Origin of the sequence: Vibrio sp. YT-18 (genome assembly GCF_033337345.1) — a bacterium.
Lineage (GTDB): Bacteria > Pseudomonadota > Gammaproteobacteria > Enterobacterales > Vibrionaceae > Vibrio > Vibrio alginolyticus.
The window spans coordinates 66095-82891 of the sequence record NZ_JAWOQO010000004.1; the positions used below are offsets into that span (position 1 = coordinate 66095).

General features: G+C 45.6%; 16 protein-coding genes and 1 riboswitch. Of the genes, 8 read left to right on the top strand and 8 right to left on the bottom strand.

Annotated elements, in window-relative coordinates:
- Positions 1-21 precede the first annotated feature (21 nt).
- From thiB to mpl, 3 genes are all read right to left on the bottom strand, one after another.
- A complete protein-coding gene (gene thiB, locus R7M72_RS07070; protein WP_047101920.1) occupies positions 22-1014 on the bottom strand; it encodes a thiamine ABC transporter substrate binding subunit in 993 nt (330 codons plus the stop codon).
- Between the two features lie 72 nt (positions 1015-1086).
- A riboswitch (TPP riboswitch) is annotated at positions 1087-1223 on the bottom strand.
- A gap of 37 nt (positions 1224-1260) precedes the next feature.
- A complete protein-coding gene (locus R7M72_RS07075) occupies positions 1261-1899 on the bottom strand; it encodes a flavin prenyltransferase UbiX (RefSeq protein ID WP_005379640.1) in 639 nt (212 codons plus the stop codon).
- A gap of 5 nt (positions 1900-1904) precedes the next feature.
- Positions 1905-3263: a UDP-N-acetylmuramate:L-alanyl-gamma-D-glutamyl-meso-diaminopimelate ligase gene (mpl, locus tag R7M72_RS07080; RefSeq protein WP_053303335.1), complete on the bottom strand. Its 1359-nt coding sequence runs from the start codon at positions 3261-3263 to the stop codon at positions 1905-1907.
- Positions 3264-3575: 312 nt separating this feature from the next.
- On the opposite strand from mpl, the gene fbp reads away from it, so the two are divergent.
- Together fbp and ppa are read left to right on the top strand one after the other, a co-directional pair.
- Positions 3576-4592 carry a class 1 fructose-bisphosphatase gene (gene fbp, locus R7M72_RS07085; RefSeq protein WP_005383114.1) on the top strand — a complete coding sequence of 339 codons (1017 nt, stop codon included), beginning with the start codon at positions 3576-3578 and terminating at the stop codon, positions 4590-4592.
- Positions 4593-4719: 127 nt separating this feature from the next.
- Positions 4720-5250 carry an inorganic diphosphatase gene (gene ppa, locus R7M72_RS07090; protein ID WP_054574250.1) on the top strand — a complete coding sequence of 177 codons (531 nt, stop codon included), beginning with the start codon at positions 4720-4722 and terminating at the stop codon, positions 5248-5250.
- Positions 5251-5323: 73 nt separating this feature from the next.
- Here the strand turns inward: ppa and R7M72_RS07095 are convergent, their stop codons facing one another.
- The 4 genes from R7M72_RS07095 to R7M72_RS07110 are packed head-to-tail and all read right to left on the bottom strand — an operon-like array spanning position 5324 to position 11601.
- A complete protein-coding gene (locus tag R7M72_RS07095) occupies positions 5324-5686 on the bottom strand; it encodes a DUF2799 domain-containing protein (RefSeq protein ID WP_017633454.1) in 363 nt (120 codons plus the stop codon).
- Between the two features lie 49 nt (positions 5687-5735).
- Entirely contained in the window at positions 5736-6083 is a 348-nt protein-coding gene (locus R7M72_RS07100) for a gamma-glutamylcyclotransferase (protein WP_053303337.1), read from the bottom strand.
- Positions 6084-6127: 44 nt separating this feature from the next.
- Positions 6128-9892: a translocation/assembly module TamB domain-containing protein gene (locus R7M72_RS07105; RefSeq protein ID WP_158173621.1), complete on the bottom strand. Its 3765-nt coding sequence runs from the start codon at positions 9890-9892 to the stop codon at positions 6128-6130.
- Complete coding sequence (locus tag R7M72_RS07110; RefSeq protein WP_005383121.1) at positions 9889-11601, bottom strand: autotransporter assembly complex protein TamA; 1713 nt, start codon at positions 11599-11601, stop codon at positions 9889-9891. The genes R7M72_RS07105 and R7M72_RS07110 overlap by 4 nt, the downstream gene beginning before the upstream one ends.
- Before the next feature lie 167 nt (positions 11602-11768).
- Between R7M72_RS07110 and msrA the strand changes: the two genes are divergently transcribed.
- Positions 11769-12407 (top strand): peptide-methionine (S)-S-oxide reductase MsrA, encoded by a 639-nt coding sequence (gene msrA / locus R7M72_RS07115; RefSeq protein WP_005379620.1) that lies wholly within the window; start codon positions 11769-11771, stop codon positions 12405-12407.
- A gap of 70 nt (positions 12408-12477) precedes the next feature.
- Here the strand turns inward: msrA and R7M72_RS07120 are convergent, their stop codons facing one another.
- On the bottom strand, positions 12478-12678 hold the full coding sequence (locus R7M72_RS07120) for a DUF1107 domain-containing protein (RefSeq protein ID WP_005379612.1): 201 nt from the start codon (positions 12676-12678) through the stop codon (positions 12478-12480).
- Positions 12679-12893: 215 nt separating this feature from the next.
- Between R7M72_RS07120 and R7M72_RS07125 the strand changes: the two genes are divergently transcribed.
- The 5 genes from R7M72_RS07125 (at position 12894) to R7M72_RS07145 (ending at position 16797) form a co-directional block, all read left to right on the top strand.
- Complete coding sequence (locus R7M72_RS07125) at positions 12894-13445, top strand: YtfJ family protein (RefSeq protein WP_005383122.1); 552 nt, start codon at positions 12894-12896, stop codon at positions 13443-13445.
- Positions 13446-13672: 227 nt separating this feature from the next.
- Positions 13673-13972 carry a DUF2607 family protein gene (locus R7M72_RS07130; protein ID WP_005379608.1) on the top strand — a complete coding sequence of 100 codons (300 nt, stop codon included), beginning with the start codon at positions 13673-13675 and terminating at the stop codon, positions 13970-13972.
- 134 nt (positions 13973-14106) lie between these two features.
- Positions 14107-14760, top strand: a complete 654-nt coding sequence (gene zrgA / locus R7M72_RS07135; RefSeq protein WP_085569684.1) for a zinc uptake protein ZrgA — start codon at positions 14107-14109, stop codon at positions 14758-14760.
- 52 nt (positions 14761-14812) lie between these two features.
- Positions 14813-15541 carry an ABC transporter ATP-binding protein gene (locus tag R7M72_RS07140; RefSeq protein ID WP_042522447.1) on the top strand — a complete coding sequence of 243 codons (729 nt, stop codon included), beginning with the start codon at positions 14813-14815 and terminating at the stop codon, positions 15539-15541.
- Positions 15538-16797, top strand: coding sequence for an ABC transporter permease (locus R7M72_RS07145; RefSeq protein WP_318056114.1), 1260 nt, complete (start codon positions 15538-15540; stop codon positions 16795-16797). The genes R7M72_RS07140 and R7M72_RS07145 overlap by 4 nt, the downstream gene beginning before the upstream one ends.

Here is a 16797-nt window from a genome sequence, read left to right on the forward strand (position 1 = left end):
AGATGAGGATGGAAACGTCAGCTAAAACGTCAATGCGCTTTGCCATTCGCGAATCCAAGACTTACGCATTTTTGCCACTTCATCAGCACTAAAGCTCAACGACTTGCTTGGAACACTCAAAGTTTCAAAACCTTTAGGTAACTCAACGTCAGTGACTGGGTACATCCAGTTACCCGTTGGCATCGCCGATTGGAACTCATCACTTAAAATGAAACTCATAAATTGATCAGCAAGTTCTGAATTTTTTGCCCCTTTCACTTTGGCGGCGACTTCAACTTGCATGTAGTGGCCTTCAGCAAAATTCGCCGTCGCAAACTTCGAATCGTTTTCCGCAATTAAGTGGTACGCAGGTGAAGTGGTGTAAGAAAGCACTAAATCGGACTCACCATTGAGGAACATAGAATACGCCTCAGACCAACCTTTCGTGACCGTTACGGTTTTGCTCGCTAGCTTCTGCCACGCTTGCGTCACATCGTCGCCATAAATAGATTTCATCCATAGCATTAAGCCTTGGCCCGGCGTTGAAGTCCGCGGATCTTGGTAAATCACTTTCAGATCGTTGCGCGTTTCCACCAGCTCTTTCATGCTTTTCGGCGGATTAGCCAGTTTCTCTTTGTTGTACACAAACGCGAAGTAGCCGTAATCGTACGGTACAAACGTCGTGTCACTCCAACCGTTTGGTAACACTGTGTTAGCCGTATCCACATTGTGCTCGGCAAGCAGATCGGTTTTCTTCGCTTCTGCCATCAGATTGTTATCCAAACCTAATACGATGTCCGCTTTGCTATTACCGCCTTCAAGACGAAGACGATTCAGAATCGACACACCATCGTCCAACGCTACGAAGTTAACGTCACAGCCACATTTTGCTTCAAAAGCTTGCTCGATTTTAGGACCCGGCCCCCAATCTGCGGCAAAAGAGTCGTAGGTATAGATGGTTAATGTGTTTTCAGCGGCAAACGCTGAAGTAGAGGTGATTGCAGCTAGGGCAATCAGATTTAGAGTGGGTTTCACTGCTCGCTCTCCATGAGTATTTCAGAGAAATAAGTTGAGCGGCACAGGGTTTGAGGCGGCTATTAAGGACTTCCAATATCCAGACTCAATTCCTACGCCAGCATTATCTGGTTCAGGTAATACGGGTCCCTAGTTAAACACTTAGGTCTCAGCGCCCCAATGCATTGATTGACTCAATGCTAAATGGGTTTGCTCCCCGATGAGTTGGATGGATTGTAAAGGTATTTGAGTGGTTACACAATCAGCTCACGAGCGCTGGTCATAACCCCAACGAGGCACCAAACCTTGCTCAATACCTAAGTGGTCAAGAATTCTCGCCACCATAAAATCCACTAAGTCTTCAATACTCTTTGGCTGATGATAGAAGCCTGGAGCTGCTGGCATGATGGTGACGCCCATTTGCGACAGTTTGTGCATGTTCTCCAGATGTAGCGTTGAAAATGGTGTTTCGCGAACCACGAGCAACAACTGCCCGCGCTCTTTCATTACTACATCAGCGGCCCGTTCGATCAAGTTGTCCGACATACCGTGTGCTATGGCTGCAACGCTTCCCGCAGAGCATGGGCAAACCACCATTTGCTTGGGTGCAGCAGAACCAGAGGCAACCGGCGAGAACCAATCGTCTTTACCGCAAACGGTGATGTTATTTCGATTGCAGTTCAGGTGCTCTACCAATGCTTGCTGCGCCGCTTCTGGGCCACTTGGTAGCTTAAGATTATGCTCGGTTGCCATCACAACACGAGCTGCCGAAGAAATCAGAACGTAGACATGATAATCCGCCGCAACCAAGCATTCTAAAAGACGAAGGCCGTAGGGAGCACCAGAAGCACCCGTTAATGCCAACGTGATGGCTTTTTTATGAGAGGGTTGTGTTTTGTTTTGCATATCAATCAGGCTTTTTGTTTTAACTGCTCAAGAAGTTTTCCGTGAATACCACCAAAGCCACCGTTGCTCATGACTAGAATTTGGTCACCTGGTCGCGCACGTTCGACGATCTTGGCTACAAAGTTATCTATATCCGCATCGACAAACGCTGGCTGTGTGCATTGGTCGGCAATGTCTTGCACAGACCACTCGATATTATCTGGCTGGAACAAGAAGACTTCATCTGCACTGTGTAGTGACTCTGCAAGTGTGTTTTTGTGTACGCCACGCTTCATGGTGGCAGAACGCGGCTCTAACACAGCTAGGATGCGTTTTTCACCTACCTTGTTACGCAAACCACCGACAGTAAGTTCAATTGCCGTTGGGTGATGCGCAAAATCATCGTAAACCGTCACACCTTGTTCTTCACCTTTCAGCTCTAAACGGCGCTTGGTATTGATGAAACGCCCTAATGCCTGGCAAGCAAGATCCGGAGTGACTCCAACATGTCGTGCAGCAGCGATTGCCATCAGCGCATTATCCACATTGTGGTCACCCACCAAATTCCATTCGACGGTACCAACCTTCTCGCCTTTCAACGCAACGTCAAATTTTGAGCCATCAAGCACTAATTTGTGCGCTTGCCAGTCACCATTCTCACCAGAGAACTGTTTTTCTGTCCAGCAACCACGCTCTAATACATCCGCCAAAGCTTGGTCTTGCTTCGGAGCTAAGATTAAGCCATTGCCGGGAACCGTTCGCACTAAATGATGGAATTGGCGCTTGATCGCCTCTAGATCATCGAAGATATCAGCATGATCGAACTCAAGGTTATTCATGATTAAAGTGCGAGGATGGTAATGCACAAACTTAGAACGCTTATCGAAAAAAGCACTGTCATATTCGTCCGCTTCAACGACAAAAAACATGCTTTCACCCAAACGAGCAGACACTCCGAAGTTACCGAGTACCCCACCGACTAAGAAACCCGGTTGATAACCACAATCTTCAAGTATCCAGGCAAGCATGCTCGACGTGGTCGTTTTCCCATGTGTACCCGATACCGCCAATACCCACCGATCATGCAGCAAAAACTCGTTGAGCCACTGCGGACCAGAGGTGTAGCGCATGTTAGTGTTGAGCACATGCTCGACACAAGGGTTGCCACGGCTCATCGCATTACCAATCACCACAAGATCTGGTTGAGGGTCGAGTTGAGACGGGTCAAAGCCTTCAATAATTTCAATACCTTGAGACTCAAGCAGTGTGCTCATTGGCGGATAAACGTTGGCATCAGAACCAGTGACTTTATGTCCTAATTGGCGCGCTAGAATCGCTGCGCCGCCCATAAATGTGCCACAGATACCCAAGATATGAATGTGCATAAACTAAACCTTGTAATGCGTTTTTTAATGCTTTCATTATCGCGATTACCGCCTGAAAAGCGAGTGACTTTAGCCTTCTTCTTGCAGTCCCTTTCACAAATATGACAAGGTTGAACACAGACTGTACAACCTCTTGCTTACTGATGAATCCCTCAAACAAGTCTACAAATAAATTGAGATCTCAAACAGTTACTTCATTACCATTAAAAAGATCTGCGACTTAAACTTACATCCAGCGCAATCGTTTAACATCCATAAAGAGATGCTCACTTGCGCACCACCCCCAATGAAATGAAAATGTAAGGATTAACCATGTCAGGACTGCGCACCCTAGGCGAGTTCATTGTCGAAAAACAAGCGGATTTCCCCCACGCTAGCGGTGATCTATCATCCCTTTTAGCCTCCATTCGTTTAGCTGCAAAAATCGTTAACCGCGAAATCAACGCAGCGGGTCTCGGTGATATCACTGGTGCTGTAGGTACGGAAAATGTCCAAGGTGAAGATCAGCAAAAGCTCGATGTTTACGCGAACGATAAGTTCAAAGCCGCGCTCGAAGCTCGTGATCAAGTGTGTGGCGTTGCCAGTGAAGAAGAAGACGAAGCAGTTGCGTTCAATAAAGAACTCAACCAAAACGCCAAATATGTAGTACTGATGGACCCACTTGATGGCTCTTCTAACATCGATGTGAACGTCTCTGTTGGTACTATCTTCTCGATTTACCGTCGTGTTTCTCCAATCGGTACTCCACCAACTGAAGAAGACTTCCTACAACCTGGTCACAAACAAGTGGCTGCGGGCTACGTAATTTACGGCTCCTCCACCATGTTGGTATACACAACTGGTAACGGCGTAAACGGCTTTACTTACGACCCATCTATCGGCAGCTTCTGTCTTTCTCATGAAAACATGATGATTCCTGATGATGGTAAGATCTACTCCATCAACGAAGGTAATTACATTCGTTTCCCTCAAGGGGTGAAGAAGTACATCAAGTACTGCCAAGAAAACGTGCCAGAAGACGGTCGCCCATACACTTCTCGCTACATTGGCTCGCTGGTTGCTGATTTCCACCGCAACCTACTGAAAGGTGGTATCTACCTTTACCCAAGCACACAAAGCCACCCACAAGGCAAGCTACGCCTGCTTTACGAATGTAACCCTATGGCATTCCTCATTGAGCAAGCTGGGGGCATTGCATCGGACGGCGTGAATCGCATTATGGACATCAAGCCTACTGAGTTGCACCAGCGTGTACCTTTCTTTGTGGGTTCGAAGAACATGGTTCGCAAAGTTGAAGAGTTCCTTGAACTGCACCGCGACGAAGAATAATTTCAGACCTTTGTCCAACGCGGCAGGTGTTTACCTGCCGCGTTTTTGTCGCTAAAGTGAAACGCGAATTTATCATCAGATGAAGCCGCTTTTGTGTGACTCATCGTTAATGAAAAGGAATATTCTAATGAGCTTAAACCATGTACCAGCAGGCAAGTCGCTGCCTGAAGATATCTATGTCGTTATCGAAATTCCTGCAAATGCAGATCCAATCAAGTACGAAGTAGATAAAGACTCTGGTGCTGTATTTGTCGACCGTTTCATGTCTGCACCAATGTTCTACCCATGCAACTATGGCTACGTGAACAATACCCTGTCTCTTGATGGCGACCCAGTCGACGTATTGGTACCAACACCATACCCACTCATGCCAGGTTCAGTCATTCGCTGCCGTCCTGTTGGCGTTTTGAAGATGACAGATGAATCGGGTGAAGATGCAAAAGTGTTTGCGGTTCCCCACTCAAAAATCTCGAAAGAGTACGAGCACATCCAAGATGTGGGCGATATCCCAGAACTACTGAAAGCGCAGATCACGCAATTCTTTGAGCGTTACAAAGAGCTTGAAGCAGGCAAATGGGTGAAAGTGGATGGTTGGGCAGATGTTGCTGCCGCCAAAGCTGAAATCCTAGAATCTTACGAGCGAGCTCAGAAAAAATAAGTATCACTGCTGATACAAAATTAAAAAGAGCTGCTCTAGGGCAGCTCTTTTGCTTTCATCTTACCTGTGTCAACTAGATAGGTGCGCCTGCTGAAGACATTCGTCCAGCGTCGTAGTCATGTTGAAAGAAGGGGTCAACATCATCACAAATGCCAAAATACGGCCGCCCGATAACACCGAGCATATAAGCACTTTGCTCACAATACTCTTGTTTGCCTTGCTGGTAACCCGCTTGATAAGCCATTATCAGTTCTGGCGTCGCATGGTTAACATCATCCAGCTTCGCAATTCGCTCCTCAGATAACTCCCGTAATCCATCTAAAGCTGACTGCTTACCAAACACTTGCCAATCGGTCACATTATTCGAAGTCGGTAGTGTTGTTTGTGCGCATGCAGCAAGAAGCAACGCCATTACTCCAATTACGAATGCTTTCATCGCGACTCCTTAGTGTTTAGCTCGTTGCTATTGATAATGTCAGTATAGCTCACACCTTTTGACACCAATCTCCGGAAGCGATTTCTTCGGTTAATTGCTCAGTATCTTGATATAAGTAGATCCAAGCTTGGCCAAAAGGCGTAGCGATGCTCTCTCGGCGATATTCCACTGGCACATCTTCTAACCTATCTAGCTCAGATAAGGTTTCATCATCAATCAGATACACTTCACCTTGAATCGAGCGTTGCCCATCAGACAACGCTGGATAAGGGCCTAAGTCATACATTGCAAATTGAGCATCCGTTTCATGTAAACCAAGAAACTGCGCCGAGCGCAAATACTGATGGTTGTACTCTCCCTTGCGTAACGTGCCGTAGACAAAAATCAAATGCTGCATAACCACTCCTTAGTCATGACTGTGTATGCTTAGGTTAAAGCACTTTAATCGAACTCAAACTGATAGAGTAGGTCAACGGCGCTATCTACACCAGATACCGCTTCTAAATACAAGTCTTGCATCAATCGGTAACGCACAGTGAACTCACCTAGGGAGTTAAAGATGCCGACACCATATTTCACCTGCAAACCTGGCAGAATATAACCACTCACCGTCACTTGCGAGTCATCGCCCGACCCAGCAGTGTCCAGCTGTAAATCCTGTACGCCAAAGGCTTCACCGATTTCACCAACCACACGACCACTCTTCGCCAAGCTTAAACCAATTAAGGTAGTTGTCATTGCATTACCACCGGCTTCACCATCAATATCTTGACCACGAAGTAGATAAGAAAGTGCATTGGCTTGGTTCATCGCGGGCTCTGAGAAAATTTCTATACTCGGATCAGATGCTGGGCCTGACACTTGTACCCCCGCAATGACATCATCTTGGGTATTGTCTGGATTACGAATCGCTTTGATAGACAAGTAAGGTTGATCTGGTGGACCATTCATCAGAATCTTACCTTCTTTAATCAATAAGTCCTGACCAAACGAACGATAAGAACCGTCGACAACATTCACTTCACCAACGATGAAAGGACCTTTGTCTTTTTGTGTCACGTTTAGGTTCCCTTTCAACCCACCTTTTAAACCAAAAGCGGCAAGTTGGAAGTCATCACCAATTTTAATGTTGATGTTCGTTTCCACATCAAACGGCATCGCAGCCACATCGTCCACTGGCTGCAAGTTTTTATCGAGAATAACGGTATCACTCGATACGCCTACCGCACTTGGTGGAAGCTCTTCGACGACAATTCTGCCCCATGGCAAATTAATATCACCCTCAATTTTCGCAAGCTGAGGGGTCACATCTATTGTCATGTCAGGCTCCACTTTGATTTTTACCATTGGAGGCAAATCAACATTGAGCTCTTTAGCAAATACACGCGCTTTAGTGCGCCAGTTCTGTAAGTCCTGCCAGTCGGCATCACCGGTAACGTTCAACTCACCATCCGGGGTTAAAATTCCGGCATCCAAGTCCGCTTGATGGCCTTTAAAGTTGATGACGACCTGCCCTGAGTTTATATCTATCGGTGTGACTTCACCCTGTAGCTTCATTTGGTCAATCAAGAACTGACCGTTCACCTTCGGATGCATAACGTCACCTGATATCGCTAGGTCAGTATTCATGTTTGCTTTAAACAAGCTGTACTCACCAATCAACGGTGCCAAGAAGTCCAAGTGGAACGTAGAGAGTGAAACCTTACCATCAATAGTGGGCTTTTCAGACGAGACATTCAGTAAAGAAACCTTACCAGACAAGTCACCGTTATCTTTCACATCAAATAGCCACTCGGCATCAAGCTTGTCTTTCGCTAATGCTGCTTTAAAGTTGAAGCTTTCCCAACCGACTTTAATTGGCTGTTCAAACGCTTGTTCAACTTGGCCTTTTGGCATATTGACACTTAAGGTTACTTCAGGCTTTTTCTCTGGTGCCCATTTAGCAAAAGCCTGTGCATTAACCGAGCCTTGCAGCTTGGTTTCTGGCGGCAGGAATTGTTTGATTTGGTCAAAATCAAAATCATTGATGGCTAACTTCGCCTGGCCACTCTTACCGACACTAATGTCTTCGGTTAGACATACGCTCGACTCCGCTTGCAACCAACAATGCGCTTGAACGTTCGCGATCTGTTTGTCGATATTGACCTTCACCGCGGTCGATTTTTGCAACGCCCACGGGCCTTGTTGCGAGCTCAGCGTCAAGCGGCGCAGCGCCCCATCCCAAATCATTTCTGGTTTCTGCTGGAATGTCCCTTCAATTTCTAAACTGGTCGACACCAGGTCAGACACTACATCGAGCGTCAGTTGATGCAGTTTTTCATCCCCAGAGACTTCAAGGTCAGCACTATCAACTTTTATGTCGTCATAGGTAATGTTGTTCGCAATAAGGCTTATGTTCGCTTTTGGTGCTGGCAGAGGCTTCACATCACCCTTTAAGGTGATCGTTTCTACGTTCGCCTGTTGCTGCCAGTTTATCTGATTTAAAGCGAGATCAAGATTGATGTCTGGTTCTTTCAAGCTACCACGTAGTGCGACTTTACCTTGCATTTTACCTGCAAGATCCGGAACACTTTTCGCAAAATCAGGGAAGTTAACCTCAACATCCATCAGAATTTGCTTATCGATCTTACCCTTTGCACTGAGTTGGTTTGGACCATGAGAAAGCGCTAGACCCTGAGTGGTAAGTTGGATGTCTTCGCCTTTGCCGTTTTTATCAGACGCTTCAAGTTGCCCTTCAACATTCAGCGGATACCCTCGCAAAATGCCGTCAATGTCTAACTTAGGCAAACTGACTTGCCAACCGCCTTGTTCTGTTAACGACCCCGAAGTCGAAAGGTTACCGCTGATATCCCCTTCAGCTTCTTTCCATTGTAAACCTGGTTGAATGTTTTTCAGGTTCAAGTCAGCTTGCCAGTTGATTGGCGCGGCCCAATTGGCCATGACTTTCCCAGAGAGTTCGCCCCCTAAGGTTTTCACTACAAGGCTTTCGAGGTCAATTTGCTCTAGCGTACCTTTGCCGTTTAGTGCGACATCAACGGCGGGAATATCTTTGCCCGAAGCTTTGGTTTCTAATGCGACTTCGTAGCCATCAAGTGAGCCTTTTGCCGCCAAGCTTGGTACAGAAACCTGGTAATCGCTTTGTCCAAATAGCGGCCATTGCGCCTGTACATTTTTAATCGCGACATCAAACGGCAACTGTGTTTTAAGCGGTTGAATATCACCTTTGATCTCCGCTTGTACAAGCTCAGAAAGCGTAGCATTTAGTGACAAATCACCAACCGAACCCGAGACCGAAAGCGACAGTTTTTGTCCCTTCGCATCCGCTTGCTTCACTAACGCGTCCAATTGCGCTTTGATAGGGTAATCAGAAGAAAGCGTCACTTGTGTGCTCAACTTGCCTTCCACTTCTGGCATGTCGAGCTCTAACGTTTTGACATCAACACGTTCACCGCCTGCTCTTGCAACCAAACCAAGATGATTGACGATCACTGGCGTTTCACCCGCCAGTTTGAAATTGTGAATATCAAGACGACGCGCTTCAACCGTCAGTGGAATCCATACTTCGGGTAACACAATATCTTGCGGCGTAACGTCAGTTTCTTTCGGCTCCTCGGCAGCCGCTTCAGGTTCAGCCTCACTTGGTGCTAAAGCCACATTAATGTCTTTCAACGCGGTAGGTGCGATCACCAAACGATCGCCTTGCATCGACAAAGCGGTCGAGAATGTTTGCCAATCAATTTGATTGCCCAGCACATTGACATTGATATCATTAAAGCTGACTTTATTAACAAAAATTGGCACTGGCGTACTGATAGAGCGCAGTGGTGGTGTTTCCTCTTGCTCCTCGCTTGCTGGCGGTAGCTCTGGCATCTTAAAGTCAAGCCCCTGCAGTCTTAACTCATCGACACAGACCTTAGGGTCAAAGAAACAGCGGAAGTTCACTGCCAATGCTAAACGCTCGACTTTGGCGTCGATATTCAAAGACTCATCGACAAAACTGACGTTATGCAGTTCGAAGCGAGGAAACAATGAACCCTGCACTTTTTCAATCTGCAATTGTGGTAATGCTTTTTCGGCTCCCCACAAGGCAAATTTGAGGCCTGGGTGGGTAAACAAAACTGTCGCGACAATAATGATGAGCAACAGCAATAGACCAATCAAACTGAGCGACAGCCATTTGGTCCACTTAAACATCATTTTGATCATAGCTCAGGCCCCAATGAGAAGTGGATACGAAACTCTCGTTCTGGTTTTGCATCCAACCCCCATGCAAAATCAAAACTAACAGGGCCCACCGGAGACGCCCAGCGGATACCAACACCAGCACCTGATTTCCAATCTGGTGTTTCATTAAACGCATCACCAATATCGTAAAACGTTGCAGCCCACCAGTTTCCATAAACACGATATTGGTATTCTAATGTACTGCTAACAATGTATTTACCACCCGTCAAAGCACCACTCTCATCCACAGGTGAAATAGATTCATAGCCGTAACCACGAATATTATTGTCACCACCTGCGAAGAAACGCAGCGACGGTGATAGCTTTTCAAGTTCATCGGTAATATTCGCACCACCTTCTAAGCGGAACAAACCACGATGATTCTCTCCAATACCACGAATCCAAGAAGTCGAGCCAATTAAGCGGAGCACTCTAGTTTCAGAAAGCATAGCGGTATCACCATACTCAATAGTGATGCTTTGCTTGTCTCCCCACATTGGCATATTGCCCCCTCGAACCCTAGTCCGAGAAAATGTCGCACCTGGAAGTACGAAGTTGAATTCATCATCTTGTAAACCTTGCGTAAAGCTCTCGTACAAATGACGAACATAAACGGTATTATGCCAACCACCGTCTGCTAACCAATGACGTTCCACTGCAAGGTTAGACTCGATACTCTGCGTGTCACGGTTGTCTAGGTTTTTAAGCCCATATTGAACTTGATAATAATCGTTAGCGACATCTTCTAAAGGAATTTTGTAAGAAGCAGTCACGGTTTGCTCTGGCTTAGATAGGGATAAAGCAGTGTTGAAACTGTGTCCTCGGGAGCTCACCCAAGGTTTCTTCCACTTCAACGTTCCTCGAACGCCAACATCCGTTGAGTAACCAATACCCGTCTCGATCTGATTCTTCGAAGCAGGAGATAAAGACACTTTAATTGGCAAGTCTCGGCCATCATCAAGCCTATCCAATTCAGGCTCAACAAAAACTGAGGAAAACCACTCCGTATTTGATAGCTTCTGGTTAAACTCGCCCAGCTTCGAAACGTTGTATGGGTCCCCTTCTTTAAAAGGTTGTAGTGATGCGACACGGTCTTCCCAGATGTGGTTGCCAATAAAAGAAACGTCGCCAAAATTGAAACGTATTCCACTGCTGTAGTGCAAACGGACATTAGCTTCGTTCAGATCAGGGATAACCTCTAATCGACTTAGCGTAAACTCACCATTGAAGTAACCACGCTGAAGCGCCAAGTTACGAATGCCTGACTTAAGGCTGTCGTATTGGCCTTGATTCAAAACTTGACCAACTTTGAGCGGAGAGCGCTCAATAAGTTTTGCAAACTCTTCATCGTCCTTGGCCTCTCCAGTGATGACCACATCCATGACTTTCACTTTCACTGGCAAGCCCGGCTTGATGAGCACAATTAACTCATCATTCGCTTCAGGAATAGAGTATGAAATTTTTGCATGATAATACCCAAGCGCGTTAAGCGCTTCAGTGATACTTTGATCTAATCTCGCTTGAAAACGCAGAGAAGTGGAGTAATCCTTCTCTGGAATAGATGATAGATACGCACTGACATTCTCTTCTAAAGCGCCATCAATGCCTTTCAAAGTCAAAGAAACATCGGCATAGGCACCATGAGAAAAGGCAAACAGGCCAACAATGGTGGGGAGAGCTTTTTTTATCATGCTTTTATGGCTGAATGAGGTTAAGTAAACGTAAATAATGATAACGCCAATTAGATTCTAAGTCTGTAATATTAATAGGTTTAACGCGGTCTATGTCATCACAGCATCAGATACAGACGAAATGAAAAAGTTCGCAAATTTAAGACACGTATTGAAGGACAAATACCATGCTCAACAAACAAACATTGATCAGTATAGAAGATGCCTTGCCAGGTAGAGATCAACCAATGCAGATTGACGATCATCATTTTGTAAATAAATCTAACCTAAAGGCGCCTCTTGCGTCACACCAACAGCAGATTTTGCTCGGAATGGGCTGTTTTTGGGGCGCTGAGCGCGTATTTTGGCAACTCGACGGCGTTGTATCTACTTCGGTCGGTTACGCTGGGGGGTACACACCCAATCCCACGTATGAAGAGGTCTGTACAGGTAAAACGGGTCATACAGAAGTCGTACGAGTCGTTTTCGATGAACGCGTCATCTCATTAGAAAAGCTACTGGCTGTTTTTTGGGAAAAACACGACCCAACTCAGGGAATGCGTCAAGGTAACGACTTAGGTACTCAATATCGTTCTGCAATTTACACTTATTCGACGGAGCAGCTCGAGAGCGCAGAGAAATCGAAACTCTTGTATCAGCAAGCACTGCAAGAAGAGCAACGCGCGAACATCACCACCGAAATACAACCAGCAGGTCCGTATTACTTTGCGGAAACCTACCACCAGCAATATTTGGCGAAAAACCCTGATGGTTACTGTGGCATCGGAGGAACGGGAGTTTGCTTCCCACCAAGCCTCCAAGGATAAACCTAACTAGCAACAAAAAGAGCGACCGATATGGTCGCTCTTTTCTAAATCTAAGTGGGTACCAAGCTAACTAAGCCGATAATGATGCTATCACTTGGTTGACTTCTTTAAAGATGGTGAGCCTTTTATGATCGTTGACGTCAGGTAGTAACACTTTGCCATTGTCGAACTGAAAACAGCCAACCCCAACAATAAAAAACTGACCTTTGAACAACGTTTTAACAAAACGGGCCACTTGTAATGGTCGATATACAGCAAACTCACGTAGCATAACTCACCTCAATTCCTTTGAGAAAACACGGATTGCTTATTTTTCCTCTGCAATCTTAATGCGCAATTTGCGACGGAACTCATTTTAGCAAATTCTAAATATAACGCAAGATTACACCACTCCATACGTTAAATAAATGTTATAAACGGTCCTACAAATTTCTAAGATCTGGATATATACTGGAAGCTTCCAAACCTCGTACGGAATATAACAATATGAAAACTAAGACTCTCCTACCTCTACTACTGGCCTTAACGCCAAGCTTGACCTTTGCACACAACTTGTCAGTAGGAAAAAGCGTTCCTCCTGTCAATGTTGCCGCTTACGGCGAGATTGTTTTACAAGGCGAAGGCGTTGCATACCAACCCTGGGCAACTCAACATATGCAAGGCAAAGTTCGTGTTATTCAAGCCATCGCAGGCCGTAGCAGTTCAAAAGAGATGAATGCCCCTTTAATGTCGGCAATAACAGCGGCAAATTTTCCACAAGAAAGCTACCAGACGACGACTATCATCAACCAAGATGATGCAATTTGGGGGACAGGCTCTTTCGTGAAGTCTTCAGCTCAAGACAGCAAAAAAGAGTTTCCTTGGTCATCCATGGTTCTTGATGAAAATGGCGTAGTTGCTAATACTTGGGACCTGAAAGAAGAAAGCTCGGCCATTATTGTTCAAGACAAAACGGGCAAAGTTCTGTTTGTCAAAGAGGGCGCACTTGAGCAAGATGAGATAACAAAAGTCATTGAGCTTATTAAACAGAACATCTAGCTTCATTGAATGGCTCCTTGTTCCTGTTGTAAGGAGCTATATGAATTTGATTAGAAGCATGGGCAGTGATAACTCTGCTCTTTATAAGTGCGACACTTCCATCAGAGAGTATTACCAATATTTTTCGGCACGTATGTGTTGAGTTAAATTTTTCTGCTAGCCAACAAAAGAGTGAACTTTTATTCATTATGGGTGTTATATTATAACAGTCGGTAAGAGGAGCTCAGATGTACCACCACCAGCAAAAAACACTAAGATATTGGTATCGCACTGCTTTATTTTTCAGTGTTGCGTTGCTGATCGCTTGGAACTTTGCGGTTGTACTCCATCAAGTCGATCTGACGCCCGACCATCATACCCATCATCATTGCCAATTATTTTCTGGGGTTCAGCACGGTATAGCAAAGGTACAACCAACCCTCTCTACACCGACTTTTACGCGCGCCCAGCATCATCATGTTTTTTTGCATCTCGTGTACGGCGAAGAAGTTCTTGGCGCTGCTCGTGCCCCTCCTTATTTTGCTTAATTTCCAAACTATTCCACACTCAAAATTATTGAGTTCATTTCCGCACCTAGTGTGTCAGGGAACAATAACTTAGTGAAACTCGAATCTGAGCAATACCGCCTTTGGTTAATGCCAGTAAAATTAGGAAAAATACAATGTCATCAAAACACGTTTTAGCCCTTGCTATTGGCCTCACTTTATCGACAGCAGCGAATGCAAACGAATACCGCCAGCATGGTGCTCATGTGCATGGTCACGTCGAGTTTAATATCGCCCAAGATGGCAAAGATCTGTTAGTAGAGATCACAGCTCCTGGAGCTGATGTTGTGGGTTTCGAACATGCTCCAGAAAACGCACAACAAGAGCAAGCGCTTAAACAAGCCGTCGCTACACTCGAAGACAGCAACGCATTGTTCGCTATTAACTCACAAGCTGATTGTAATATTGAAGAAGCTTACGTGAGCCACAACCTAAGCGAAACTCATGAGGAACATGATCATAGTGAGCACGACCATGATGACCATGCACATCACGATCATGAAGGACACGAACACCATGATCATAATGAACATCATGATAAACATGACCACCATGACGATCATGATGAGGCGCACGATCATGGCGGTCACGGTGAATTTTCGGTGCAATATCGCTTCAATTGCGAACAAGTTAATCAGCTTAGCCAAATCCAAACCGATTGGTTTAACCAATTCCCAACTACAGAGTCCATCAGCGTCAATATATTCACTGATACCATGCAATCAGCAATTAAATTAAGCAAAGATAACACCCAAATCGTAATCAAATAACACGAGTGGCGTGTAAGTACCCACTTACACGCCACAGCTTTGGTGATTTAATATGACTGAAACCACACCAAATGTTGTCGAGCTAGAGGATGCCCAATTTTTCTGGCCCGGTTCAACCAACGCGACCATCCACATCCCCAAATTACACATTACACAAGGCGAACATGTGTTTATCAAAGGTCCAAGTGGCTGCGGTAAATCGACCTTGCTCGCTTTGTTGACGGGGATTAACACATTAACTTCAGGCTCTCTATCTGTACTCGATACTGACCTTGCTAGTTTAAGTGCCAGTCAGAGAGACCGCTTTCGCGCCAATCATATTGGCTACATCTTTCAACAGTTCAATTTATTGCCGTACCTTAACGTACTTGAAAACGTATTATTGCCATGTCAGTTCAGTAAAATACGACGTGACCGTGCCCATTTAGGTGCCTCATCTCAAACGTTAAATGAACAGGCTCAGGCCCTACTAGAACGACTGCACTTGCCAAACGAGCTTCATACACGCCCTGTCTCTGAATTGAGTATTGGTCAACAACAACGTGTGGCTGCGGCTCGAGCTCTGATAGGACATCCAGAGTTAGTGATCGCTGACGAACCAACCTCAGCTTTAGACTATGACAATCGTAAAGCATTTATTGAGCTCCTTATGGAGCAAGCGAATCAAGCCAATGCCACACTGGTATTCGTTAGCCACGACCCAACACTCGAACCCTTATTCGATCGCACGCTCAATCTACCCGACATTAATCAAGTATCTAGCCTAGGAGCCATATCATGAGTGCTGTTGTAAAGCTCGCCTGGAAAAGCTTGATGAACCGCAAAGCGACGGCAATTCTAACCATCATGACCGTTGCGATTTCAGTGGTACTCCTCTTGGGCGTCGAGCGTATCCGAACTCAAGCCAAGGATAGCTTCGCCAATACAATTTCAGGCACTGACCTCATTATTGGTGGACGCTCTGGGCAAGTGAACCTATTGCTCTATTCTGTGTTTCGTATTGGTAATGCGACCAACAACATCGATTGGAAAAGCTACCAAGAGTTTGCCAATCATCGTTCAGTCGATTGGGCTATTCCAATCTCGCTTGGCGACTCGCATAAAGGCTTCCGAGTTATGGGAACCAATCACAGTTACTTTGAGCATTACAAGTTTGGAAGTAAGCAAACACTAACATTTAGCAAGGGTAGAGAATTCAATGGTTTATTTGAAACCGTGCTAGGTTCTGATGTCGCTAAACAACTTGGTTATGATATCGGTAGCGAAATCATCATTGCCCACGGCATTAGCGACGTTGGCTTTAGCCGTCATGACAATCTGCCATTTAAAGTTGTCGGTATCCTTGCACCTACAGGAACACCAGTCGACAAAACCGTCCATGTATCATTGGAAGCCATCGAAGCCATTCACGTTGGGTGGGAAAGTGGTGCGCGTTTGGGCCCGACACCCAAGGCACAAGATCTCAAAAACAGAGATTTTCAGCCCAAACAAATTACCGCTATGCTCGTTGGTTTGAAATCTCGTATTCAAACTTTCGCTCTGCAAAGACAAATTAACACCTACCCCAAAGAGCCGCTCAGCGCCATTATGCCCGGCATTGCGTTGCATGAGTTATGGGGAATGATGTCTGTTGCAGAGCAAGCCCTAATGGCAGTATCTGGTTTTGTCGTGATCGCAGGGTTGTTAGGTATGTTAAGCAGTCTATTAACTAGCCTACAGGAACGCCGCCGTGAAATGGCGATTTTGCGTGCCATGGGAGCAAGGCCTCGTCATGTTTTCTCACTCTTAATTAGTGAAGCCAGCTTGCTTACTGCTGCTGGTATTATTACTGGCGTTACTGGGCTGTATGCCATTCTTGCTATCGCGCAGCCGATCATCCAACAGCACTATGGAATACATCTCACCTTAAGCATCTTATCTAATTATGAGTGGATGCTATTAGGTTTCGTACAATGCGCTGGTATTGTGATTGGTTTCATTCCCGCACTCCGCGCCTACCGACAGTCACTGAGTGACGGAATGACAATAAGGATTTAA